Here is a 23,927-nt window from a genome sequence, read left to right on the forward strand (position 1 = left end):
TATCATGAGTGCAAAGTATTAGACTGATGCGATAAACGAAACAGCAGCGGCAGCCGAAATGTATCCACACATGAAGCTAGCCTCATAGCAGTTTTCAACAGTAAACGAATAGATAATGTTTGTAACCATTCTTTTCGGCAAGTAAAATAAATTATGTAAACATCTTATATTTATTAGGAGTAAACGATGAAGGTTCACGTGAAACATTATAAGAGTAGCAATGAAGGGATAATTCTCAAGAGGAAGTATTTGGACTGGAAGGATATGCTTTGTACGTTCAAGAAGGAAAACTTCTTTCAAGAAAAAGCATTGCTTAAACATCTGAGCGGCAATTATGCGGTAGGGTTACTAAAAACGGATACCTTGGAAAAGTACTATTACTCCTCGACCAGAATAAAAGACGAGAATCAATTTCGCTCATTTAAAGACCACATTGCAAGAAGCGGTGCCCCTACAGCTATAAAAGAGAAATGGTTGAAAATGGTTCAAGACTTATACTATACCTCTCCATTTGTGTTCAAGTACATTAACGTCGATCGGTCAAGGGGTATTCGTACGGAAGAGGCATTTCCGCGGTTTCATGATAGCGAAAGTAAAATAATAGAAAACATGAGTGATTATATGTTCACGCACGGTATAGCAAACGTTAGCGCGTATATTTACACGCACAAGGAGCCTTGCTTAAATTGCGAGCTTGTTTTCCAACAGTTCATAGATAGATACCCCCTTTCAGAAATTACAATTTTTTATAATCAATTGAATTACGTCTCCGTACCCTCGAAATATAACTGGAGGTATTAATCTACGATCCTATGGAGATAAACCAAAACTTAATAATGAGCATGGAAAAAGAAGAAGCGAACATGAAATTAGAAAAGTTGTTCAGTGACGAAGAACTAATTACCATAACTTATTCGATCATAAATGATTATTTGAAAGTATCTGCGCATTACACCCAATCTATCGACCGCACAATTGACGAGCTGTATTTGATGTATACCGAGAGTGCTAAGACTCGGTATATTTTGTTGGCTTCTTGTGCTTTTACACTTTTAAAGCAAGACAGACCCGAGGAGTATATGCAGGTCAAAAAAAGCATTACGGAACACATCATCCAAGAAAAGCGTGGTTCCCACGAAAATCCGTTGTTGAACTGGTTTAACAAAATTTCTAAAGACCAAATACTTCGATTAGACTCCTCCAATAATGAGGAAACAACTCCACATATCCAAACTTACATCCGTAAGCTTATTGAAGAGTTAGAGCCTTTGTTACCACGAAATATGAGCGACAGGTTTAAGTCGTTAAACTTGAAATTGCTAGACATGCCTAAAACAACGGACCGGTCTCGATGATCCAACTATGCATCATCGAGACTGTTCTAGTAGTTCCACACTTTTTATCAAAAAACTTGATGCAATATTTCATGTTTTTGTTACTCGGGCGATATATCGATTTCCTACATTTTTTTTTTCTACAACAAACCTGTTCGTCAGACGGCCCAGCTTCTCGATCTCGATCGTGACTTCGTCCCCGTGCTTGAGATAAACACGCTGCTCCGGCGGAAGGCCGAGCACGACTCCTTCCGGTGTGCCCGTCAATATAATGTCTCCCGGCACTAGCGTCATATATTGCGAAATATAGCTGACGATTTCATCGCAGCGGAATATCATGTCCGACGTGTTGGAGTTCTGGCGCAATTCCCCGTTGACGATCGATTTGATCGCAAGAGCGTTCGGGTCGCCCACTTCGTCTGCCGTGACAAGGTACGGGCCGAGCGGACTGAAATCATCGCAGCATTTCCCTAACATCCATTGCTGCGTACGCATTTGCAGGTCTCGTGCCGACAAGTCGTTAACCGCAGCGTAACCGAATACGTAATCGAGCGCTTGTGCTTTAGAAACGCCTTTCGCTTTTTTACCGATGACGATCACTAGTTCGGCTTCGTAATCGAGTTCTCGCGTCTCCTTTGGTATGGAGATATCCGCTTTGTGACCAGTAAGCGTGTTATGGAACTTGTTGAACAAAATCGGATACTCCGGGATCGGCAAATTCGTCTCTTCCGCATGTTTCCTGTAGTTGAGCCCGATGCAGATGATTTTTTTCGGACTGGTAACGCAAGGTCCCCATTCTAGCTTATCTTCGTTCAACAAGTAATCGCCGCCACCAGCAGGCAAATTGCGGACATACATTTCCAATGCCGCTAGCGTTTCATCTCCGTTTTCGATGATATCCATGACGTCAGTCGCAACACCGCTCTGCGGATGCTTGATTAACGCGGCCGCGATATCGATGATGCCGGCTTCTGTCTTGACGCCGAGCACGTATTTCCCCTCCCTGACGATTGAAACTATTTTCAAAATCGCTCCGTCCCCTCGAATGTTAGATAATCGTATGAAGCAGGCTGTCGAATGAATTTGAACTCTCAGATCGAATGGCCCTCACTATATAGTAATAATCTGTTCCGAATATAAACGGCTCCTGAAATCCGGCATCTGCATCGCTTTTCCACCGTTCATAGCAGAGAGTTCTGACAACAGTCCGACCGCGGTCCATTCGCACGCTTCATAGACATCGACGTAAGGCTTAGTTCCCTTGATGATCGCATCGACGAAATCCCGTACAATGAAATAATCGCCGCCCCAGTGACCGGCCGCCCGTTGCTCGTCAGAAGCCTGTTTATAACGGTCGGGCAGCAAGTGATAATAGTCCTCCAATGGCTTCCACTCAAGATTGTCTTTGTCATCTGATGAGTCCGTAAAACACACCTTGTGCCGATCCCCCAAGCCTCTCGGTGCTTCGAAGCAGCCTTTGGTTCCTTGCAAGGAATAATAAGACATGTTGTGAGGCCGATTGGAGATGCAATCGATACGAATCTTGATCAGCTTACCGCTGGCCAGACGACATATCGTAAGCGTTGTATCCTCCTGCCTGTATTGAGGCGAAGTATGCCAACCGGCCCCAAAACACGATATACTTTCAATTCGGTCGCCTTTAAACCACTTCATCACAGGCCCAAGGCTGTGGGTTGGATAGAACGCTCCGCGTTTGCCAAGTTGCCAATATTTTCTCCACGACGTTTTCTCACTTTGACCACCTGATGTGTCCGGACGATTGTAGCCTTTCGTAAGACTTTTCAGATCGTGTAAATATTCGCCTTCTCCGAAGTACAATTCTCCGAACATCCCCATCTCAACCATGTTGTTGATTAATTGAATTTCCGGAATGTAGCAGTAGTTTTCCGACATCATATATACAAGGTTGGACTTCTCCACACTCTCTTTGAGCCACCATAACTCATCCATCGTCACGCCGGCGGTTACTTCACTCATGACATGCTTCCCGGCATCAAGAGCGGCCAGCGTCTGGGGTACATGCAACTGCATCGGGGTCGAGACGACAACGGCATCCAGATCTGATTCAAGCATATCGTCGTATATACGATATGTGTTCGGAATATCGAATCTCTGCGCCGCTTCCGTGAGCAGCGATTCGTCCAGGTCGCACAGGGCAACAACTTCAACCTCCGGGCAAGCCTTAAAACCGATCATCGTGCTTAGCCCTCTCGCCCCAGATATGCCTACTTTAATCTTTTTCATATAAACTTTTCTCCTTAGCTGTATTATCGTCCGGCAATTATATCTGCTTCGGCTTGCCTTAGTTGTCCGGTAATATGCGCGCAGTTCAACATCTTTTCCATCAAATCCTGCACGGTATAGTAATAATGATTGCTCGCTTCGAAGCCGATTCGCGAATCTCGATTGACCAGTGCAAGAAGCTGCCGGACGTTGTCAGCTTCCATGACGGCTAACGCGATCAGCTTGCGGCACGCTTTAAGGCGGACATCTGCGGATTTCGATGTCAGATAACGATTGCGCGCACGAACAAATTCAATCTGTAAGTATGTGCTATAAAAATGCAGATAAGCGCCAGTCGCCGCAGTTGCCATGTCGTCGAAGTCGCTTTCGGACGATCGAGGTACATGCTTGCGGGCTTTTTCCAGCAAACCAAGCCCCTTCTTCCAACCGACCGACAGCTTCTTGAACTGTGCGGCAAACGAAGATTCCGGATATATCGAACGCCAGCCTGCAAGATCGTCATACGGATAACCGATCATCGTCGCTGTTTGTCCGGTCGGCTGCAAATGCAGCAGATTTGCCGGGCCGTAATTTTGTGGAGCGACATATAGGACACTCAGTTCGAACGGAAACTCCCGGAATGCCTGGCTGAAAGCGGCTGTCGCTTGTATGATCGCCCGCCCCGCCGCGTCTCCGAATTTGCCCTGCAGCAGCTCAGAAACACCAGATTTTGTTACAATACCGGATCTCGTCGCTTCGGTTTCCCAATAATACTCGGCCGCCAGTTCCAAATTAAGCGACGGATAGCCGCCCAATGTCCAGCTCAGCATCAAAGTGCTAACTCCGGAAGCCGCCAGCCGGTTCAAATGGGTCTCGATCTGCTGAAAAACGGGCAGGAACGGGATGGCGGAGCATTCCCACGTATTGTTGAATTGAACTTTGGCCGCGGTCCTCAATCCCCGCGCTCTCGCTCTTTGCCAAGTTTGCAGCGACTTCTCACCCGGTCCGATGACGGATATCGAATAATCGATCACTTTGCCCGGAATGCCGGCAATATTAGTCGGAATCGCTTCTTCGCTGACGCACATAACCGTTACGTTATTCGGCAATCCGGCGATTGCCGTGTTAAACTCTTCGTCCGTCCAGCCCCAGTCCGCCGCCCAGCCCCATGTCCAGACCAGAATGCGCGCATCCGGTTTTTCCCTGAACGCACCTTGAGCGATGAGGCGATTAACTTCCGACGTCACTTCGCCGGGCGACCGCTTGCTGCATCTCGGACAGTTGGTCTGGCCTCCCGCCGCTCGCGAGTAACAGTGCGTCCAATTTTCCGACATAGAGATCGTAAACAAACCTGCCAAATCAGGAACTTCGCGGAACAGAAACGATACGGCGCCACTGAGCAATTCCTGGACTTCCGGATGGGAGGTGCACAGCATCGCCTGTCCGTCCTCGGTATGTCCTTGCCACTCCGGCCTGCTGTCGAAAAAGGAAACGGGCATCGACCGAGGCTCATTGCAGTATAAATAAACGCCGATGCCGTATTTCGCCGCCCGCATGACTAGCAGTCGCAGCCCGACGATGCGCTTCTCCCAATCCACGGACAATTCGAGCGCGGGCACCCATGGCACAAGGCTGTACAAAACGCTTTGCAACCATACGCCGTTGACGCCCAGCTCGGACAAGCGTTCCAGCAGCTCGTCCGGATACGGGTCCAGCTCGGGCTCGAGAAACGGATCTCCGTATACGGCGCTGTACGAGTAAATAATGCGCGTGTCGATTTTCGAGTTGCGCCGGTACGTTCCGGCTATGACGTATGGAACGCCGGTTCGTTTCATTTGCCCGGCAAGCCACTGCAGCCCCCGCATCGAGCCGGCTTCATCGACTGCGCCGATCGTGATTTCATCCGCCTCAACCGCGATCGTATGACTTTCCGCCAACCGAGAAGCGTCCGGTGCGACAGCAAAGCGCACAACAGGTCCATCTTCCGCTGCGAACCGCGATGCTTGTTCTTCCCGAATGGCCCATCGTACACCCCAAGCTTGGGCGTGATTGTTCACGAATCGCTCGGCTGAAGCCGCAATCAGCGGCATACCGATTGGGACCTCAATCGTCCACGGCACGTCCAGCCTGATTTCGTCCGCAGCCGCTTCCCTGCCCGGTATATGCCGCGTTACAGTTTGCTTATACTGCGCAAGAAAATCAAAAGGCTGCTCCAGCCTTTCCGGCCGGGTATTCGAGGCTTCGCCATTCTTGCCGATGCCCGCGGCAACCACTTCTTTCAGTTGCTCTGTCCGCTTGCGTTCCGCCGCGGTCAACTCCCGGTAACGAACCGACTCCGTCCACGGTTTGAGGCTGCCCAATTTGATCCACAGAAAGTCGTCTTCCTTCAACGTAAAAGACAGCCGTTCCTCCGTCCAACCAAGCAACTGCAGCAGCTGTGCAACCGGTAGCAGATGCCAGTTGTCGCGGATAATCGTTATATAACCTCTTTCCTGCCACTTCGCTTCGATGTTGACCGCCGGTTCCGCAAGCCCGAGCGCAGCTGCCGCCTCCCGAATTTGCGCAACCGTGGCACCGAGCACTTCAGCGATTTTGCCAACCGGCACCAAACCCCAATTCCGCCAAATAACGGCCTGGTAACGCACCGGAAAATGCGGCAGCGCCAGCGCCGGATTATCCCGATTTTCCTGCAGTTCGAGTATCATCTCGCACACTCCATCAGTATTATCTTAATGCAGCTTCTCCAAGCGCGATTTCGAGCCCGCTCCCGCACGAAGCGACAATTGCGTCGGCAACCTCTATCCCGTGCACGGCGTCGTCGAACGAAATGACTGACGGCGCTTCGCCCTTGACCAGACAACGGCAAATATAAGTCAGCTGCTCGCGCAGGCTGCCTACCGTTTGCCCGTGCAGCTTCGCGTGAATGTTCGTATCTGGCGTCAGCCTGCCGCTGCCGTCCCACATTTGCAAACCGGAATTGCTCGTCTCGAAATGAGCAATCCCATTGCGCCCGATCACCTCGATTGCATCGGCGATTTCGACGCCGACAGCGTCCGGCGTCATCCAACTGCTCTGCAGTACCGCGATCGCCCCGTTCTCGAATTCAAGGTTCGCCCAAAGCACTTCCGGCGTACTGTTGCCGGAGAAAGATTTTCCGTAAGCTTTAACTTTCGTCACCCGACAACCTGCATACCAGATCGCCAAGTCGATGTCGTGGATCATCAGCTCGAAAACCGTGTGCACGCGTTTAAACGTTTCAAACAAAAATTGCTCCCGTGCACGCTTCATGAACATGCTGACCGGCTCGCCGACCCGGCCGCCTGCTGCGGTCGCTTCTTTAATCGCCGCGTAGCGGGGGTCGAACCGGAGCAAATGGCCGGGCAGCAGCAGCTTTCCGCTGGCTGCGGCGGCCGCCTGCATGTCCCGCGCTTCCGCCGGCTTGGTCGTCACCGGCTTCTCGACGAGCACATGCTTGCCCGATTGCAGCGCTTTCAAAGTCGGCGCCAAGTGCTGACTTTCGAATGTAACGACACTGATTAAATCGATGTCTTCATGCTGCAGCAGATCGTCCGCGTTGGCATACAGTTCTTTAACGCCATATTCCCGGCCGGCACGCGCAAGCCGCTCGGGCGAGCTGTCGCAAATCGCGACGACTTCCGCTTGCCCGAGAGCGCTGAACGTCTCCAAATGGCACATCCCCCATCTGCCGAGACCGAGAATACCCACTTTCACTTTGTCCATCTTTTCCTCTCCCCCTCTATAAATTCGGCGGCACATCAAGCCGTTCAAAACAGCCGTGCGCTTTTTCAATGTAAGTCCAGGCGTCGTTCAGAACAAACGTCCCATGGCCGGGAAACAAGCTATCAATGCGGAGCGCATGCAGCTTGGCCATCGTATCCGCATACTCGGGAATGATGGAATCCCACGTATTCTGGATAACGACTTTCCCGCCTGCGAACACCGAATCTCCGCCAAACAGCAGCTTCCGCCCATCCCGCTCGATCAAGAAAGAAATGTGTCCCCTCGCATGTCCCGGCGTCTCCACTACCTTCAGCACGATGTCGCCGACAACGATTTCATCGTTTTTATTGACACCCCTGGCAACCGGACAAGCCGGATATTCATAGTCTGGAGGGTATACTCCCGCCCGAATCGCCGCCGGTACACTGAATTTCTCGAGATCCCCGGCCGCAAGCCACTGCGCCACTTGCTTGGAAGCGATTACACAAAGATTGTACCGCCGATGAAAAAAAGCCGCCCCGGCCGCGTGATCGCCATGCCCGTGCGTCAGCAGCAATAACTTGAGCTGTCCCGGATCGATCCCTGCCCGTTCGATGTTCCCCACGATCCGCTCCGGATTTACGCCGCCCCCGGCGTCGATTAATGCGTATTCCCCGTTCCCGCCATCTACGACGTAGACGTTGCAGTCCATAGGATCGCTGATCTGCGCCCCATGTTTGCCGCTGCCGACCATGTATATGCCTTCGTCCAGTTGGATCATGACGGGATGTAGGCGATGCATTCAATTTCGACTCTCATGCCGGGAGGAAACTTGACGATTTCAAACGTGCTTCTTGCAGGCGGTTCATCTTGAAAAAAGGCACCGTAAGCAATGTTATATGTTTGGAAGTCATTCAGTTCATCGATAAATGACGTCATCTTCACGACATGGTCCAATGAAGTGCCAGCAGCCAGGAGTATTTCCTGGATATACTCCAGTACGATTCTCGTCTGACGCTCCATATCGCCGGGGAATAACACATCCCCTGTTTCGAGATCAAACGGACAAGTTCCCGCCACGTACACCATGTCACCCAGCTTAACCGCCTGAGAATAAGCGCCACTCGGCTTTGGTGCTTTATCCGTATAAATGATTTCTTTTTTCATCGTACTTTCACTCCTTCTGGCCGGCCGTATAGCTGCACGCTAATTGATAATAAAATTCTGCTGCCTGCACCACTTCCGATACTGGAACATATTCTTCGGCGGAGTGCGCCTGTTCGATGGACCCCGGTCCGAATACGATCGCGGGAATTCCTTTCCAGTCTTGAAGCTTGCTGGCGTTGCTGCCGTATGTTACGCCACGCAGTGACTTGTTCATTCCGAGTCGACTCGCCACTGACTGCGCCGCTTGAACAACCTCAGCATCATGCGGCGTATTCAAAGCCGGATCAAGCAGCAACGGATTCACGGTTAGCTCCAGGTGCGGCAAATCCGTCTTCATTCGTCGCTCAAAGTCGGCCAGAACCGCTTCCGCTGATTCTCCCGGCACGATCCGCCGATCGACGCGAATATCGCACGTCTCCGGCACGATGTTGATTTGGCTGCCGCCGCCAATCGTACTCACCACGATCGTGGGCTTTCCGCACAGCGGGCTGTCGATTCCGTCCAGCCCCGGCTCCACCGTCTCCCGCACATGGCGTACGACGTCCATCATCGCATAGATGGCGTTGTCGCCCTTATGCGGAACGGAGCTATGCGCCGACTTGCCGTGCGTCCGCACCGCGAACCGCGTGCAGCCCTTATGTTCCACGACGATGCCAAGCTCCGTCGGCTCGCCGACGACGGCGCCCGATATCGGCATATTCAGCGACATGAACGCCGTCAGTCCGATAAATGCATGCTCCTCGTCTACGGAAGCGCAAAACACAAGATCGGCGTTCAGCCGCTCCGGATGCTGCGCGCAGCGCTCCATCATGTGGATCATGCCCGCCAAAGCACCCTTCGTGTCGCAAGCGCCTCGGCCATACAGCCGCCCTTCACGGTAAGTCGGCACCAGCGCGTCTCGCATGCTGCCGATCGACACCGTGTCCATATGAGCCTCGAACAGCAACGCCGACTCCGGTTTTCCGACACGCAATTCCGCGATAATGTTGTCGCGGCCGTCCGCGACAGGCTGCCGGGTAACCTGCAGTCCCGCGCGAAGCAGCCGCGCTTCGATGTAATCGGCAACGTCCCGTTCGCCACGGGCATCAGCGCCGTAATGCGGATTGACGCTTTGAATGCGCACCAGGTCGTCCAGTATCCGCACGGCAGGGTGCGCCGCCCCCCTAGCTTCCATTCCTCTCACTCCTATAGCCAGTTGATGTCGTCGTAAATCCAGTCCTTTGCTTCAGGTAATTCCCTGAACTCGTTGAACGAACGAAGAATATGCATGCGCATGATCTTCTCGGCATGATCCGGATCTCGGCGTACGAGCGCATCGATTAACTCCGCATGCTGGTCGACTTCCTTCTGCTTCGTCGATACCCGGCCGAGGATGCGTCCGGCGAGCGAAATATGGAACGTAATAGAATCGTAGCTTGCGCTTAAACGGGAATGATTCGACAGCCGAATAATGCTCTGGTGCAAATGTATGGATTCCTGAAGCAACGACTCTACGTCTTCGTCGACCATCTTTCGTTTCATTTCGTCAAAAAACCGCACAAGTTCCTCGATCTCCTCGTCGGCAGCATGCTGGACGGCCAGACGAATGGCCAGCCCCTCCAGCATGGATCGAAGGGAATATACTTCGAAAATGTCTTTCATGTCGAATGTCCGCACCATTGGGCCCTTGTTCGGTACGATCGTAATAATGCCTTCGCCGGACAGCTGCCGGATCGCCTCGCGAACCGGCGTCTGGCTAATGCCGAGTTCCTTCGCGACCTTCGTCTCCACGATCCGATCGCCGGGATTCAGCATTCCGTCAAGAATTTGCTGCTTGATATATTCCACCAAATCGACGCTCATGCTCTGCTTTTCCATAAAGGTCTGTCTAGTTATTGGTTCTTTCATGGCTATACCAGCTTTCCATCGCGTAATTAATTCCATATCTGTATAATACCTTATATAGAAAAGAGAGTATAGGATGTTCACACGATGGCCAATTAACGAAAGCATCCCGGTTAAGGCTTCAGCATAATTTTCCCGCTCGTTACCTTACCCGCGGCCAATTGCTTGAACGCCTGAAAACCTTCGGTAAGCGGGCGAACTTCCGTCCATCCCGACTCTGTGACTTTTCCTGCCGTCAGCAATTCGACCGCATCCTGAAAATCCTGTCTTGTATAGCAAAACGATCCCAATATTTCAATTTCGTTGCGGATCGCATAGTTGATCGGCAGTGTCGTATCATCAATGCCGAGGCCGATATTCATGAACGTTCCGCCGGGATTGAGCAGCTTTACAGCCATCTCTCTAGTCGGCTGGAAGCCGGCTGCATCGATCACGACATCGATTCCCTTCGAGCCGAACGCTTGCTTCGCCCGATCCGCCAAGTTGTTCTCGCGCGCATTCGCCGTCTCGTCAATGCCGACGCTCCGGCACATGTTTAATCTTTCCTCGTTTGTATCAATAATCATGATTTTGGACGCACCAAGCAGCGCAGCGACCTTTGCGCAAAGCAATCCGATGCCCCCGGCTCCGAAAACAGCTACGCTCGCAAAGGGATGCCGCTCCATCGCCCTGCGCGTCGCCCGCAGCGAGCAAGCAAGCGGCTCCGCGAGCGCGGCTCGGAATGCGCTTATCGACTCGGGCACTTCGATGACCGCCGAAGCCGGAACGACCGCATATTCCGCAAATGCGCCCGGCCGGTGAATGCCGATAATTTGCCGAATCTCGCACAATTGCGTTAAGCCTTTGCGGCATCGGTCGCACTGACCGCAGAAGAGCAACGGATTGACGACGACTTTTTTACCGATTAACGCGTTATTATCCGAACAACCCGCCGACTCTACTATGCCGCAAAACTCGTGACCCATGATTAGCGGAGGCTTGCGCAGGCTGTTATGTCCCAGATACCCTTCGATTTCCGATCCGCAAATGCCAACCGCCTCAATACGTACAAGCACTTCGCCCGCCAAGGGAACCGGAAACTCCCGGTCTTCCCAATCCATTTGTTCCGCCGCATTCCATACTAACGCCTTCATCTCAATACCCCCTATTCCACGAATAATCTCCTCAATCTACAACGATGCTTTGATTCCTATTCCAATATATCTCCAAAGCATCAAACAGCTTATCGATATCTTCCTCATCGTTAAACAAATGAACGGACACCCGAAACCGGCCGTCCCCGCCCCACACGTATACGTTATGTTCGCATAAATGATTGGCAATCGCTTCACCATCTTCGAAAACGACGCTGATGTTGCCCGCCCTCTGGTCCGGCTCCGTTGGCGTCATCACCTCGTAGCCGCATGCTTGAAGCCGTTCAATCACCTTGCCGCCAAGCTCTAAAATATGTTTTTCAATCCGGTCAATTCCATGCTCAAGCAGCAATCCCGTAGAGAAGTTCGCCGCGTAAACCGTCGGGTAGCTCGGATAGCCGAGTTCGAACCTGCGGGCATCTTCATGAAAAGTGAAAGATTCAAAGCGGTTCGGTCCAAACATATCGGAAACGCTTCTCCAGCCAACCGAACGCGGTTTAAAGTCCGCGACCCTCGAGGGATTGACAGCTAGCACGCCCATGCCGTGCGTTGACAGCAGCCACTTGTAAGAACTGCATACAACGAAGTCGGCGTTGTTCATGTCAACCGGTATTGCGCCGAGCGACTGTGTTGCATCCAGAAAAAGCAGTGTCGGAGTGTGTTTGAGCCGCTCATACAAAGCGCGGTAATCCAGACGAGCACCGGTCAAGTAGCTTACATGACTGGTCAATACCATTCTTGTTCGCTCATCCACCTGCGACATAATGTCATCCACCGTAATTCTCCACTTCGTATGGCGCACGACGCGGACTTCCAGACCTATTTGCTTCTGCAGCACCATCGGAAGAACACCAGAGGGAAATTCCAAATCATTGATTACAACATTATCGCCTTCATCAAAGTCCAAAGAATGCGCGATCATGGAAATGACTTCCGATGAATTGGACAGCAACGCGATATCGGAAGGCACGCCGTTTAACAAGCTCGCCAAATTCAACTTGCACGCCTGCTCGATTTCGGCATTTCTTTCGCGCCCGTGGGGCCCCTTTGCCCGTGCGTTAAAGTATTCTGTCACGGCTTCCAAACAGCCCTTGTGTGGCGGTACTTCCGCGCCGCTATATAACCACGTACAGTCTTCCAATCCGATAAAGCGATTTTTATCGATAAGTGCTTTCATTGGTCGTCTCGTCTCCTTCTCCCTATCCTTTAACCATTATCTTCTCTAGTATCATTATTCTTTAACGCTTCCGATGACGATGCCCTGAATGAAGTACTTTTGCAGGAACGGATACACTACCAATATAGGAAGCGATCCCAAAAAAATTTGCGCGGCTTTCAATGTCCGGTCATTGATTTCGGCCAGCATTTTAATCTCCTGTTCCGAGATGGATGTAAAATTTTTCTGGATGACGACCGTTTGCAAATAGCTTTGCATCGGATAATGATCCGGCGAGTTCATCAAGATCAGTCCGTCGAACCATGAATTCCAATGCCCTACGACGGTAAACAAAATTAACGTGGCCAACGCGGGCATGGACAAAGGAACGAATATACGGAACAATGTCGTAAAATGGCCAGCCCCGTCGATGAATGAAGCTTCTTCCAACTCCTTGGGCAAATTGCGAAAAAAGTTCAACAACAAAATGATATTAAACACCGGGACTGCGCTTGGAATAATCAAAGCCCATACCGTATCCAGCAAGCCCGTTGCCCGAATAGTCATATACCAGGGAATAAGGCCGCCGCTGAACAAAATCGAAACGAACAGCACCCACACATAAATCGTACGCCATTTGAAGCTCGTTACTTCCTTGGATAACGGATATGCCATCAGAATCGTCAGGAACATATTGATTACCGTTCCGATCGCAACGCGCTCTATCGTGATCCAGAAAGAATCAATAAATTCTTTTTTGGCGAGCACAAATTCATAGGACTTGAGCGTGATACCGACCGGCCACAGCTTGACGACGCCAGCCGAAGCTTCCGTATTGCTGCTAAGCGACACGGCGAACACATGAATAAGCGGCAGCAAGCAGAGTAGAGAAATGCCTATTAGAAAGGTGTAGTTGCACACATTGAATATTTTTCGGCTTAAAGAGGCTCTGTGAGGCAAAACCTAACCCTCCTAAAAAATACGATATTTGGCGAATCGATATGCAAGGTAGTAAGTCATGGATATTAAAATGCACGCCACGACCGAACTTAACAAACCTACCGCGGTAGCTGGTCCGTATTGCGCATCGATAAGCCCCATCCGGTAAACGAACGTATCGATAATGTCTCCACTTTCATACACTTGCGGACTATATAAATTAAATACCTGATCGAATCCGGCATTTAAAATACTGCCTAAGCTGAGCGTTGCCATTAACACGATAATCGGTCTCATGCCAGGTAGAGTGACGTGCCACGTCTGCTTGATCCGGCTCGCGCCGTCGATAACGGCCGCTTCATACAAGGTAGGGTTGATGCTCGTCAAAGCTGCCAAATAAATGATCGTACTGAAACCAAATTCTTTCCATAAATGAGACAGAACAAGAACGTAAGGGAACCACTGATTGTCACCCAGAAAGTAAATCGGTTTGATTCCGAACATACCCAGGAAATAGTTGACGATTCCGCTTGATGGCGACAATATATCGATTAGGATGCCGCCAAGGATGACCCACGACAGAAAATGCGGCAAATAAATCAATGTCTGAATGCCGCGTTTGATGGATTTATGCACGATTTCATTAAGCAATAACGCAATTGTGATAGGCGCGATGAGCCCAGTAATAATTTTAAACGATGCGATAAACAGCGTATTCTTGAACACTTGCAGCGTGTCCGGTAAGCTCCAAAAAAATTTAAAGTTATCCAGCCCGATCCATTGCGAGTCAAAAAAACCTTTGGCGGGAATGTACTTCTGAAACGCGATGACGATGCCGAACATCGGGCCGTAACTGTAAATAAGGACAATGATCAACCCTGGCCACAGCATAAGATGCAAGGGGAAACTGGATGTTCTGCTTTTCAATCTAACCCCACCTTCAGCAATGATGATCGGCGAGGGAAAAACAGGGAAGGGCAAACGCATTGGTACCGCTTCCCGCAGTTCCCACGACCAAACCGATTAATTATTGTTTGCCTTCCATTCGTTTACTTGCTTCGTAACCTCTTCGCCGCCGAATTTGTTCCAATTGCCGACGAAGGTTTCGAATCCGTCGATCGGCGTTTTGCCCATAATGATTTTCGTGATCGTCTCGATTTCCAGTTTGGACAACGTCGGACCCTTATCCACCGATGCCGATACGGCCGCGCCGTAGAACGCATTTGTTTGGTACAGGTTGTTTTTGCGATATTCGTTCGCCTGTCCGAGCGATCCTTCCACGCCATACACTTTGTTCCAACCCCACAATGTACGATCGCCGTTTAGCGCGGATTGCACTTTCTCAACAATCGATTTGTCACCGGCGCTAATGTTCGAGGTATCTCCCGACTTTAATGCTCCCGAAACTCTTAGCCATTGATCGGAATTTCCGAACGACTTGCTTGCGATAATCGCATTCATTTGCCATATTTCCGAGCCGTCTTCTCCAACACTCATCTCCGATATGACCTTCGGATCGATGCTTTCGTTAAGCGTGAGGTAATAATCCAGCATCTTAAGCATGGCTTCAGGATGCTTGGCACCTTTCTTGACAACCCAATAACCGAATGACGGATTTACACCAAGCTCCGCCTGAAATTTAGCTGGCTCGGAGTCAACGGACACGATCGGATAAAATTGCCATTCGGCTTTCGGGTCTTTGTCCGCGCTCGTTTGAAGCGGGTACATAGGCGCCCAGAACGGGTTGTAGAGCATTCCGATCTTGCCGCTCGCGATATCTTCCCCAACCTTGTCGAACGCTTTGGAGCCGAACTCCGGATCGATTTGGCCTTTTTTGAACATTTCCTGCAATACGCCTAATGCCTGTTTCATTTGTGGTTGAATCGAGCTGTATACGAGTTGGCCGTTGGCGTCTTCCAACCAGATACCTTTATAGGCATGGAAGCCGTTCAGAAAGCCATTGATAGCGGCATAATCTTTATCCAGCGCTAATCCGAACGTATCGTTTTTGTTATTGCCGTCCGGATCCTGCGTCGTGAACGCTTCGGCAATCGCCAATACGTCCTGCATCGTTTTCGGGGCGGGCAAGTTCAGCTTCTTCAGCCAGTCGGAGCGGATCCAGATCATTTCGGCCGCTTCCCTTGTAGGAAAAGTGTAAGGGACAGCCATCAGTTTCCCGTCGAACGTTGCGGACTTCATAACAACATCTCCCGCATCGTCCATAACAGATTTCACGCGGTCGGTAGCGTATTTATTGTATACTTCGGTCAAATCCTCTATCAGATCGGCATCGCGCAGCTGCTTGAACTGCTCTTGGTCGACTTTGAAGAAATCGGGCAGATCGCCGGATGCGATCGTCAGGTTCATCTTCTGTTTATACTGAGCCTGATCGACCTCCCATAAGTATTTCAGTTTAATTCCGAATTCCTTTTCATAAGCCCTTGTCCAAGGATTGTTTTCAAGACTGTCGCCGTCTTTATATTTAACGGTAGGTTTTTTGTCCGTTACGGTCGTAATCGTGGCTATCGGATCGTACTTGCCGTCCTTTGTTCCGTCGTCCGACGCGGATTGCGAAGGGTCAGCGCTTTGAGTCTGCGTTGCCGACTGCGTTGGTGGCTGAGATGCATTGCTTGTCTCTTCTTTTTTGCTGCAAGCCGCCAGAACTACGGTAACTAATAATAGGAACGTGAATGTCACTGCCATCGAGCGTTTCATAGAACGTTTCATTGAGTTGCCCTCCCTGTTTTGTACATTCGATTTTTGAATTCCCATCTTTCGTTTGGTAATACTCCCCCTTGTTTTGTATTATATATAATATATGATATTTAATTTATCAGTGTGGAATCATCTTGTCAACATCTAATTACAACGCTTTCAATGAAAAAAATTCATCCCACACACCGACGAAATTGTACACGTCCAATACCGGGTGGCATTCGTCCTCTATTGCCCATAACATTGCTCTAGTGTCTTCCCACATGCGCCGCGATTGCTCATCTTCTCCTTTATATAGCTGCTCCAAAATTCGGGTCATTTCCGTCCAAATTTCCGCATGCAGCTTAAGGTAACGCCATGAAGAATCATGACATCGATTAGCCTGACGAGCATTTTTTCCGATTACAGGCTCGAACTCGCGAATAAGCGAATATATTTCGTCGAAAACGGACGAGAGTGCAGATTCTTTCCGGACGGCGGCCGCATTTTCCAAATGGAGGTCGAAATATAGCTTTGACAGCTCTGCTGAATAATTCAAAACAAGCCGTCCATCTTCTCCATATGCCGCAGCAAAATAATCTTCGGCAATCTCCCCGAACTCCAACTCTTTATTCCATAAAGTCCGAGCCATTACGTTCATGCCAAGTCCGGATGGAAAAAACGACCGTTGAACCTGGCAGCTAACAAATCCGTCCAGACCGAGCCGATTCAGCCCGCGAATATCCTCATACACGATTCGCGCGATATGGACATAGCCGGGATCCCGTTGATGCGCCCACATATAATGGTAGTCGAAATCGAAGCTGTCGCCGGGAAAATCCTTTTTCCAGGCTTGAAGAAAACTAACGTTCCCTTCTGCGGTTAACGGCAGCTCCACCCGATTTCTGACGAACGGCGGTATTGCGGGAACGCTGCCCATCGTCTCGAATGATTGTCGGTACGTTCGCGTAATCGGGGAGAATTGCAGTACGAAGCGGTCTGGTCTCATGATCTTCTCGCGCTTGGGCGGCCACAGCAGCTCATGATAAATAAGAAAGGCAATACGGGTTTCCAATCCTCGAGCCGTCAAAGCTTGGTCGAGCTCGTTCATTAACAGAACATACAAATCGGACGGCGCCGAGAGGACGCACGTCTCGCATTCGCATTGATTGTTGAAGCCGTCCGAAAGCCACACATGCAGCAGATCCACCTCAGGATTCTCGGAAGCATACAGTACAATTTCCTCGATCATTTTACCGCGTGCTTCGACATTCGAATAACAGAGCTCCGTATTTATGGGAATGTCTTGCCACAGTTGGCGTTTGCCGTCCACTTGAGCGAAATACCGGGTAATTTCGGAGCTAACTTCATGCTCCCACTTTTCCCAACTTAACCCTTGGATGCCAAAGGGAGTGCAAGTCCATCCGTGTCCGACGGCTTGATAGATCATTCCTCTTTTTCGAATCTCGCGCTTCGCAGCCGCAGCGAATCTTCTTGCTGTTTCCACGTTAAAATCCCCGGAAGGACTTTTCAGCGGATTGTTCAAATGCTTGTACCATCTTTCGAAGAAAAAGTAAGCTTCCCTGAACTGTATAAAATAACTGTTGAAGCCGACTTTCGCCATCCAGTCAATCATGTCGGTCACATGCTTTACGCTTACCGCTCCTTCTATACAGACGCCTCTGTACTTATAGGCGGCGGCTTCTTGTACTTTAACCGTGCAATGCTCAACGTCTCTTTTCGGTACAATCTCACCGTCTACGCCCGGCCTTACCCATCTACAGCCGATTTCGGTTAAAAAACGGTATACCGACATCAGCACGCTTCGCGGATTTGTTCCGCTAATCGATCCTTTTCCGCATGAAACGTCGATCCAGACTGCGTCATCGTCCGTTTGTCCAGAAACGAATCGCGGAGCATTGGGAAGATCAGCCGACAGACCGATCCATATCCCTTCATTTCTTTCGTTGCAGAACTCTTCTTTTTGAACGATCCATCCACTAGCTGTTATCGCTTTCAAATATTGGACCAATTCATGCGCGGCAAAGAGAATCGTCTCGTTGTCGTGTGCAATGACGTGAACGCAGCCCCTATGAAGCAGATCAGCATTTTTGCTCATGTAACCTCTCCTTATTTTTTATATTATGGATTATATATAATTTTATTTTACTGTCAACACCTGACCTATTCGTATTGACAAATCGAAATTTATGCAGTTAAAATCGTTTTGTATTATATATAATATAAAATATATTATGCGCACATGAGGAGGCGATGCCTATTGCTGGCTTTTTTAGGACCTCAACCCTATTTGTTTTGTAAGCGTTTTCCTTTTTTTGTATTCATGCTGACTATTTCAAGAATGGAGTGAGTGTATGCACGTTCACCGATTTTGGCGCAAACTCTTTATGGTCTCATTTTCGCTGTGCCTGATTTCATCAACTTTCGGAGCTTGGACTGGCGGCAAGCTGGCCTTAGCGGAAGAACGCGTGAAATACAACGCAGCGTCCGTTTCCCAACTTTCCGACGTGTCCGGCCACTGGGCTGAAGATCAAATACTTGACTGGTATAATAAAGACTTTATTAAAGGGTATCAGGATCGAACGTTCAGGCCGAACAACAAGCTCTCACGAGGCGAAATGATGGCGCTCGTAAACCGTGCTTTCGGATTCGAGGGAGAAGCGCCGATTTCTTACAGCGACGTTGAGAACGGCAGTTGGATTTACTCCGAAGTGGCCAAAGCGGTAAAAGCGCAATACGTGACAGGCGACTCGAACGGGAAGATGAACCCACAGCGCGATGTTACACGCGAGGAGGTTGCAGTCATGATTGCCCGGCTGCTGAATCTGGATGGCAGCGAACAGCCTGCGGAGCAATTTAGCGATGTCGGCACCTTTTCTTTATGGAGTAAAGCGCAAATCTTCGCAGTAGCTCATAAGAAAATCATGGTCGGTTTTAAAGACGACAGCTTCCGGCCGAAAAATACGATCACACGCGCGGAAATCATCGTCGCCCTGGATAGGGCTTTAAAATACAGAAACGATCACTTTGCCGCGAACGGAGGAACTTATGGCCCTTCGACTGGCATTCAAACGATCGAAGGAGACTTCACGGTCGACGCCGAGGGCGTCACGCTTCAAAATATGGTGATCATAGGCAACTTAATGTTGTCGGAAAAAATCGGCGAAGGGGACGTTTATTTGAAGAACGTCGAAGTTCGCGGACATACGGACATTAGGGGTGGCGGCGAGAACAGCGTCCATCTCGACGATTGCATCATGCCCACAGTGACGATAAATAAAAAGAACGGAACTGTACGTATCGTTCTTGCGGGAAAAACGAGTATCGCAAAATTGACTGCCCTTACGCCAGCGATCTTGGACCTGAGCGCCACTGCCTCCATCTCCTCCCTTTTCGCCGAAGCTTTGATTAAAGCGCTTGGCCAAGGTACGATTGAAAGCGCAGTTTTAGGGGAGAAGGCGAAAGGTTCTGTTTTCGAAAAGCAACCTGGCAAAATAAGCGGACCTGGAGCGCCTGCCGCCGGTCAACCGATTGGTTCCGGAGGATCCGGCAATCCTGCTGTCCCTGGAACGGTATCTGTCATTGCGAACGGACAAACGAATGCCGTAATCGTAATTGCCGATGACGCATCAGCAAAAATAAGTGCTGCGGCAAACACTTTAGTTGAGTATGTCCAAAAGTCGACAGGCGCGCAGTTGTCCGTCCAGACGGAAACGCAGTACGACCAAAGTACCGGCAAAGAAGGAATGATCCCGATTTATATCGGTAAAGCCGCGCCTGGTCAAGAAAACAATGCCGCTAGCATGCTTGACGGGATGTTGGACGACGGCTTCGTCATTCTTCCCCGTCAGAAAGATATTACGATACTTGGAGCAAAGGAAACCGGCACGGAATTTGGCGTTTACGAATTTCTGGAGCGTTACGTCGGCGTCCGCTGGCTTTTGCCTGGCGAGTACGGCGATGACGTTCCGCAATCGGCCACCTTGGCTATTCCGATTACGAACGTGAAGCAACAGCCTGCTTTCCATTCCCGCGCGATGTGGCCGCTTCAATACGTGAACGAAGGCGGCAACGACCCTGCGCAGTACGAGTGGGGCGTTCGCAACCGGCTGCGCGTTCAAAACCCTGGATTTGAGCATTATTTGTGGTGGATGTTTCTGCCTACCATAAACTATGAGGATCATCCAGACTTCTATCCGCATGACGAAGAAGGCAATCCACTCATCCCGTCCTATTATTACGGCTGGCAGCCTTGCTTCAGCAATGAAGCTACTGTGGATTTCGCTGTCGACTGGATTAAGAATTATTTCCGCGACAATCCAAACGCATCGTCGATTTCGCTTGCTGTCAGCGACAATGGAGGCTTTTGCGAAGCGCTGCCGCATCATCCGAACTATACGGATAAATTAAATTCTCTTGGGCTGCCGGATATGTCCGATATTTATTACGGCTGGGTTAATAAAGTCGTCGAGCGAGTACTGGAGCAATACCCTGACAAGTGGTTTGGGCTTCTCGCATATCAGGAAGTTTACGATCCTCCTTCCTTCGCGCTCAACGAACGCGTCGTGCCTTACCTGACGAAGGACAGACTCGCCTGGAGCGATCCCGAGGTGCGTGCGCACGATCAGACGGTCGTAGATAAATGGCTACAAAAAGCGTCATATATCGGATTTTACGATTACAATTACGGAACACCGTATGTGCTTCCACGTATTTACAATCACTTAATGGCTGACAACTACCGGTACGCGATCGACAATAATGTCATCGCCAGCTACGGAGAACTGTTTCCGAACTGGGGCGAAGCACCAAAAATATGGCTGATGACGAAGCTGCTCTGGGATCCAGAACAGGACGTCGACGTCTTGCTTGACGATTGGTATAAACGGGCCGTCGGTCCTGAAGCCGCTCCATACTTAAAAGCCTATTACGACCATTGGGAAGATTTCTGGGAAAACAGAATCAAAGAAACGGATTGGTTTCAAGGCCGGAAAAATATCGTTTATTTTATGTACAACTCTGCAGCCTATTTATCGGCGGTAACGGACGAGGAAATCGCCCAGAGCAGAAGTTGGCTGGAATCGGCCGTAGCAAAGGCGCAGACGAACGACCAGAAAGCACGGGCCAATCTTCTGCTCAAGGCGTTCGAATATTATGAAGCTTCGGCATTAAGTTATCCGAAAGCTGTTGGAGCGCTATCTGATACGAATGCTGCATTGAAACTGCTGGAATATTCGCTTGATTTCGAGCCGAAAATGGCCTATGCCAAAAAACGCATCGAGCTTGTCGAGCAGTACAAAACCGATAACTTGCTGAGACATCAATGGGATCCGCGGAGTGAAAGCACATTGCTATGGTCCGGCCTGAACGCTAACGCTTTCTGGAGGCTTGCGGATTATATTAAAGCCTACGAAGAAGATGGAGGGCCGGTCAGACAACGACTGAGTGAACTAGCTGCTCCCAGTCAGCCTGATATGTCTAGGAATTATGCTAAACTGCTGCTAAGAGCCGTTGATGAAGGTCCGATCAATTTGAATCCTTCCTTCGAAGACGCCGGCAATCCAGACGACCCCAAAGTGACGGCCAAAGATTGGGGAGCGGACATCGTGAATTTCGGCAAATTCGAGCGGAAAGAGTTCGCCCCGCAATCGGAAGAAGTCAATTCGGGCACTGCAAGCATTCATGTTCATAACTTCTATTACGGCGATATTAACCAAATTGTCGACGCCAAGACCGGATTGGTCATCTCGCGGCTCAAATATTTCGTAACCGAAGATACGAGAACGGTCGGCGATATTTGGATCGAGTTGAATCTGCTGGACGAAAACGGGCAGAAGCTGACCACGATCAAAAGTGAGCGGCAGCCCTTCTACTTGTCTCTGGGTAGATGGGAGAACATTCAAATCATGGATAAAATCCCGGCCCGCGTAAACGGCATCCCCGTCAAAAAGGTGCAAATGGCGGCAATCGTGAACGGTTTCTTCGAGGGCGGCACGATGTACCTTGACGATTACGAACTGTATCAGGCTAGCGAAGCTTTCGGACTCCCGCTGTTGTCCTCGGCGCAAGCGGAGGAAGGCACAATCGACATTGTGTTTAACGAAGCGCCGGATCAAGCGCCAACCGCCGCCGATTTCTCGGTGCTGCAAAAAGACGGTATCGCTACGACTGAAGTTGAAGCAGCTTTGGTATCATGGAACGCCTCCTCGCTCACGGCAAAGTTGTCCATTCCCGCTCTTGATAGCAAACCTTGGGTACAGAGGGTGACGTACAGTGTGTCCTATCGGGATATCGATACGATATCCACCAACGATATCGCGATTGATCGGTTACCTGGTTACACGACCGTCAGCAACGATCCGTCCTTCGAACAATGGAATGCTTCAACCGGACTTCCCCAGCATTGGTGGTATTCCGCCGAAGGGATATCCCGTTCCGAAACGATAAAGCGCTCGGGACAATCCGCCGTAATGGCACAGTACCGCTACGCGGGTGGCATCGTTCAGGATCTGTCCGCATTGGAGCCGGGAAATTATATCGCAGTACTACATTACAAGACCTCCGCCGCTTCGAACGGCAAATTGCAGTGGGTCATTACGCCCAAGAATGGGGCAACGCCGCTTACTGCGCTCGTCTCGTCACCAAGCCGGGGCTCGGATTCCAACGGCGACTGGAAAACGCATACTTTCGAGTTTAATTTGGCCTCCGACTACAACGGCCAAACGATGACAGACACGCAATTGCTCGTTCTGCTGTCAGATTTCAATGCGGGCGACATCATTTACCTGGATGACGCGGAGTTGATCCGCGTAGATGATGCTCCGGTTGATCAGCCGTCGGTCTCTTCGGTTCATGCGGAAGAAGGCTTCCTTAACATCGTCTTTAGCGGGGCGCCCGCTCAGGCTCCGACGGATGCCGATTTCACGGTGCGGCTGGTTAACGACGGTCAACCGTCCGATGTCGACCACTCTCTCGTGTCATGGGATGCGAATTCCTTAACGGCGAAGCTTGAGGTTCCCGGTATTTCGAAGCAGCCATGGGTACAACAAACAACATACGAAATTGTTTACCAGTCCCAGGAGTCGGTCTCTTCCAATACCGTAGCCATTCCGCGATCGGACGGATATACTGCCGTCAGCATCGATCCGTCCTTTGAACAATGGAATGCTTCAACCGGTCTTCCCGAGCATTGGTGGTATTCCGCCGAAGGAATATCCCGTTCCGAAACGATAAAACGTTCGGGACAATCCGCCATAGTGGCGCAGTACCGCTATGCAGGCGGCATCGTTCAGGATTTGCCTGCGCTTGCGCCGGGACGTTACATCGCGGTGTTCCATTACAACACGTCCGCCACTTCGAACGGCAAGGTGCAATGGGTCGTCACGCCCAAGAACGGTTCCACGCCGCTGACCGCTCTCGTTTCCAATCCGAGCCAAGGTTCGGCATCCAGAGGAAACTGGACGACTCACAGCTTTGAATTCGAAATTACCTCCGACTATAACGGTCAATCGATGACAGATACGCAATTGCTCATCCTGTTATCGGATTTCAATTCAGGCGACACGATCTACTTCGATGACGCGGAAATTATTAAAGTAAACTGAATGGAATCGGTGGGATCCCCCTCCCACCGGT

Annotated in this window: 17 protein-coding genes; 3 read left to right on the plus strand and 14 right to left on the minus strand. The window is 50.3% G+C overall.

Annotated elements, in window-relative coordinates:
- The first annotated feature begins 186 nt into the window (after positions 1-186).
- Both ACFPOF_RS33010 and ACFPOF_RS33015 read left to right on the plus strand, forming a co-directional pair.
- On the plus strand, positions 187-801 hold the full coding sequence (locus tag ACFPOF_RS33010) for a deaminase domain-containing protein (protein ID WP_378140363.1): 615 nt from the start codon (positions 187-189) through the stop codon (positions 799-801).
- A 62-nt stretch (positions 802-863) separates the two neighbouring features.
- Complete coding sequence (locus ACFPOF_RS33015) at positions 864-1,355, plus strand: hypothetical protein (RefSeq protein ID WP_378140364.1); 492 nt, start codon at positions 864-866, stop codon at positions 1,353-1,355.
- 69 nt (positions 1,356-1,424) lie between these two features.
- On the opposite strand, the gene ACFPOF_RS33020 is transcribed toward ACFPOF_RS33015, so the two are convergent.
- The 14 genes from ACFPOF_RS33020 to ACFPOF_RS33085 all read right to left on the minus strand — a co-directional run bounded on the left by ACFPOF_RS33020 (position 1,425) and on the right by ACFPOF_RS33085 (position 18,390).
- Complete coding sequence (locus ACFPOF_RS33020; protein WP_378140366.1) at positions 1,425-2,360, minus strand: fumarylacetoacetate hydrolase family protein; 936 nt, start codon at positions 2,358-2,360, stop codon at positions 1,425-1,427.
- A gap of 84 nt (positions 2,361-2,444) precedes the next feature.
- Complete coding sequence (locus ACFPOF_RS33025) at positions 2,445-3,599, minus strand: Gfo/Idh/MocA family protein (RefSeq protein WP_378140368.1); 1,155 nt, start codon at positions 3,597-3,599, stop codon at positions 2,445-2,447.
- Between the two features lie 23 nt (positions 3,600-3,622).
- Complete coding sequence (locus tag ACFPOF_RS33030; RefSeq protein WP_378140370.1) at positions 3,623-6,283, minus strand: hypothetical protein; 2,661 nt, start codon at positions 6,281-6,283, stop codon at positions 3,623-3,625.
- Between the two features lie 19 nt (positions 6,284-6,302).
- On the minus strand, positions 6,303-7,319 hold the full coding sequence (locus ACFPOF_RS33035) for a Gfo/Idh/MocA family protein (RefSeq protein ID WP_378140372.1): 1,017 nt from the start codon (positions 7,317-7,319) through the stop codon (positions 6,303-6,305).
- Positions 7,320-7,335: 16 nt separating this feature from the next.
- Positions 7,336-8,100 (minus strand): MBL fold metallo-hydrolase, encoded by a 765-nt coding sequence (locus ACFPOF_RS33040; RefSeq protein WP_378140374.1) that lies wholly within the window; start codon positions 8,098-8,100, stop codon positions 7,336-7,338.
- Positions 8,076-8,465, minus strand: coding sequence for a RidA family protein (locus tag ACFPOF_RS33045; protein WP_378140376.1), 390 nt, complete (start codon positions 8,463-8,465; stop codon positions 8,076-8,078). Before ACFPOF_RS33045 ends, ACFPOF_RS33040 begins: the two co-directional genes overlap by 25 nt.
- A 7-nt stretch (positions 8,466-8,472) precedes the next feature.
- Positions 8,473-9,639, minus strand: a complete 1,167-nt coding sequence (locus ACFPOF_RS33050) for a M20 family metallopeptidase (protein WP_378140378.1) — start codon at positions 9,637-9,639, stop codon at positions 8,473-8,475.
- 11 nt (positions 9,640-9,650) lie between these two features.
- The gene (locus tag ACFPOF_RS33055) at positions 9,651-10,307 is read right to left on the minus strand and encodes a GntR family transcriptional regulator (RefSeq protein WP_378140380.1); all 657 of its coding nucleotides are present in this window, start codon (positions 10,305-10,307) and stop codon (positions 9,651-9,653) included.
- A gap of 155 nt (positions 10,308-10,462) precedes the next feature.
- Positions 10,463-11,482, minus strand: coding sequence for a zinc-dependent alcohol dehydrogenase (locus ACFPOF_RS33060; protein ID WP_378140382.1), 1,020 nt, complete (start codon positions 11,480-11,482; stop codon positions 10,463-10,465).
- Between the two features lie 31 nt (positions 11,483-11,513).
- A complete protein-coding gene (locus tag ACFPOF_RS33065) occupies positions 11,514-12,659 on the minus strand; it encodes an aminotransferase class V-fold PLP-dependent enzyme (protein ID WP_378140384.1) in 1,146 nt (381 codons plus the stop codon).
- Between the two features lie 54 nt (positions 12,660-12,713).
- Positions 12,714-13,598, minus strand: coding sequence for a carbohydrate ABC transporter permease (locus ACFPOF_RS33070; protein ID WP_378140386.1), 885 nt, complete (start codon positions 13,596-13,598; stop codon positions 12,714-12,716).
- Between the two features lie 12 nt (positions 13,599-13,610).
- On the minus strand, positions 13,611-14,468 hold the full coding sequence (locus ACFPOF_RS33075; RefSeq protein ID WP_378140476.1) for an ABC transporter permease: 858 nt from the start codon (positions 14,466-14,468) through the stop codon (positions 13,611-13,613).
- A 132-nt stretch (positions 14,469-14,600) separates the two neighbouring features.
- Positions 14,601-16,304, minus strand: a complete 1,704-nt coding sequence (locus ACFPOF_RS33080; RefSeq protein WP_378140388.1) for an extracellular solute-binding protein — start codon at positions 16,302-16,304, stop codon at positions 14,601-14,603.
- Between the two features lie 136 nt (positions 16,305-16,440).
- On the minus strand, positions 16,441-18,390 hold the full coding sequence (locus tag ACFPOF_RS33085) for a DUF4838 domain-containing protein (RefSeq protein WP_378140390.1): 1,950 nt from the start codon (positions 18,388-18,390) through the stop codon (positions 16,441-16,443).
- A gap of 289 nt (positions 18,391-18,679) precedes the next feature.
- Here ACFPOF_RS33085 and ACFPOF_RS33090 point away from each other — a divergent pair, with 289 nt between their 5' ends.
- Complete coding sequence (locus tag ACFPOF_RS33090; RefSeq protein ID WP_378140392.1) at positions 18,680-23,896, plus strand: DUF4838 domain-containing protein; 5,217 nt, start codon at positions 18,680-18,682, stop codon at positions 23,894-23,896.
- The last annotated feature ends 31 nt before the right edge of the window (positions 23,897-23,927 follow it).

It is taken from the genome of Cohnella soli (genome assembly GCF_042655525.1).
Taxonomy (GTDB): Bacteria; Bacillota; Bacilli; order Paenibacillales; family Paenibacillaceae; genus Cohnella; species Cohnella soli.

Coding starts and splice junctions, on each gene's coding strand:
- ACFPOF_RS33060 (WP_378140382.1), bottom strand. CDS start 11,482: ATGAAGGCGTTAGTATGGAATGCGGCGGAACAAATGGATTGGGAAGAC.
- ACFPOF_RS33050 (WP_378140378.1), bottom strand. CDS start 9,639: ATGGAAGCTAGGGGGGCGGCGCACCCTGCCGTGCGGATACTGGACGAC.
- ACFPOF_RS33030 (WP_378140370.1), bottom strand. CDS start 6,283: ATGATACTCGAACTGCAGGAAAATCGGGATAATCCGGCGCTGGCGCTG.
- ACFPOF_RS33080 (WP_378140388.1), bottom strand. CDS start 16,304: ATGAAACGTTCTATGAAACGCTCGATGGCAGTGACATTCACGTTCCTA.
- ACFPOF_RS33010 (WP_378140363.1), top strand. CDS start 187: ATGAAGGTTCACGTGAAACATTATAAGAGTAGCAATGAAGGGATAATT.
- ACFPOF_RS33090 (WP_378140392.1), top strand. CDS start 18,680: ATGGTCTCATTTTCGCTGTGCCTGATTTCATCAACTTTCGGAGCTTGG.
- ACFPOF_RS33025 (WP_378140368.1), bottom strand. CDS start 3,599: ATGAAAAAGATTAAAGTAGGCATATCTGGGGCGAGAGGGCTAAGCACG.
- ACFPOF_RS33015 (WP_378140364.1), top strand. CDS start 864: ATGAAATTAGAAAAGTTGTTCAGTGACGAAGAACTAATTACCATAACT.
- ACFPOF_RS33040 (WP_378140374.1), bottom strand. CDS start 8,100: ATGCATCGCCTACATCCCGTCATGATCCAACTGGACGAAGGCATATAC.
- ACFPOF_RS33045 (WP_378140376.1), bottom strand. CDS start 8,465: ATGAAAAAAGAAATCATTTATACGGATAAAGCACCAAAGCCGAGTGGC.
- ACFPOF_RS33065 (WP_378140384.1), bottom strand. CDS start 12,659: ATGAAAGCACTTATCGATAAAAATCGCTTTATCGGATTGGAAGACTGT.
- ACFPOF_RS33035 (WP_378140372.1), bottom strand. CDS start 7,319: ATGGACAAAGTGAAAGTGGGTATTCTCGGTCTCGGCAGATGGGGGATG.
- ACFPOF_RS33075 (WP_378140476.1), bottom strand. CDS start 14,468: ATGCTGTGGCCAGGGTTGATCATTGTCCTTATTTACAGTTACGGCCCG.
- ACFPOF_RS33085 (WP_378140390.1), bottom strand. CDS start 18,390: ATGAGCAAAAATGCTGATCTGCTTCATAGGGGCTGCGTTCACGTCATT.
- ACFPOF_RS33055 (WP_378140380.1), bottom strand. CDS start 10,307: ATGAGCGTCGATTTGGTGGAATATATCAAGCAGCAAATTCTTGACGGA.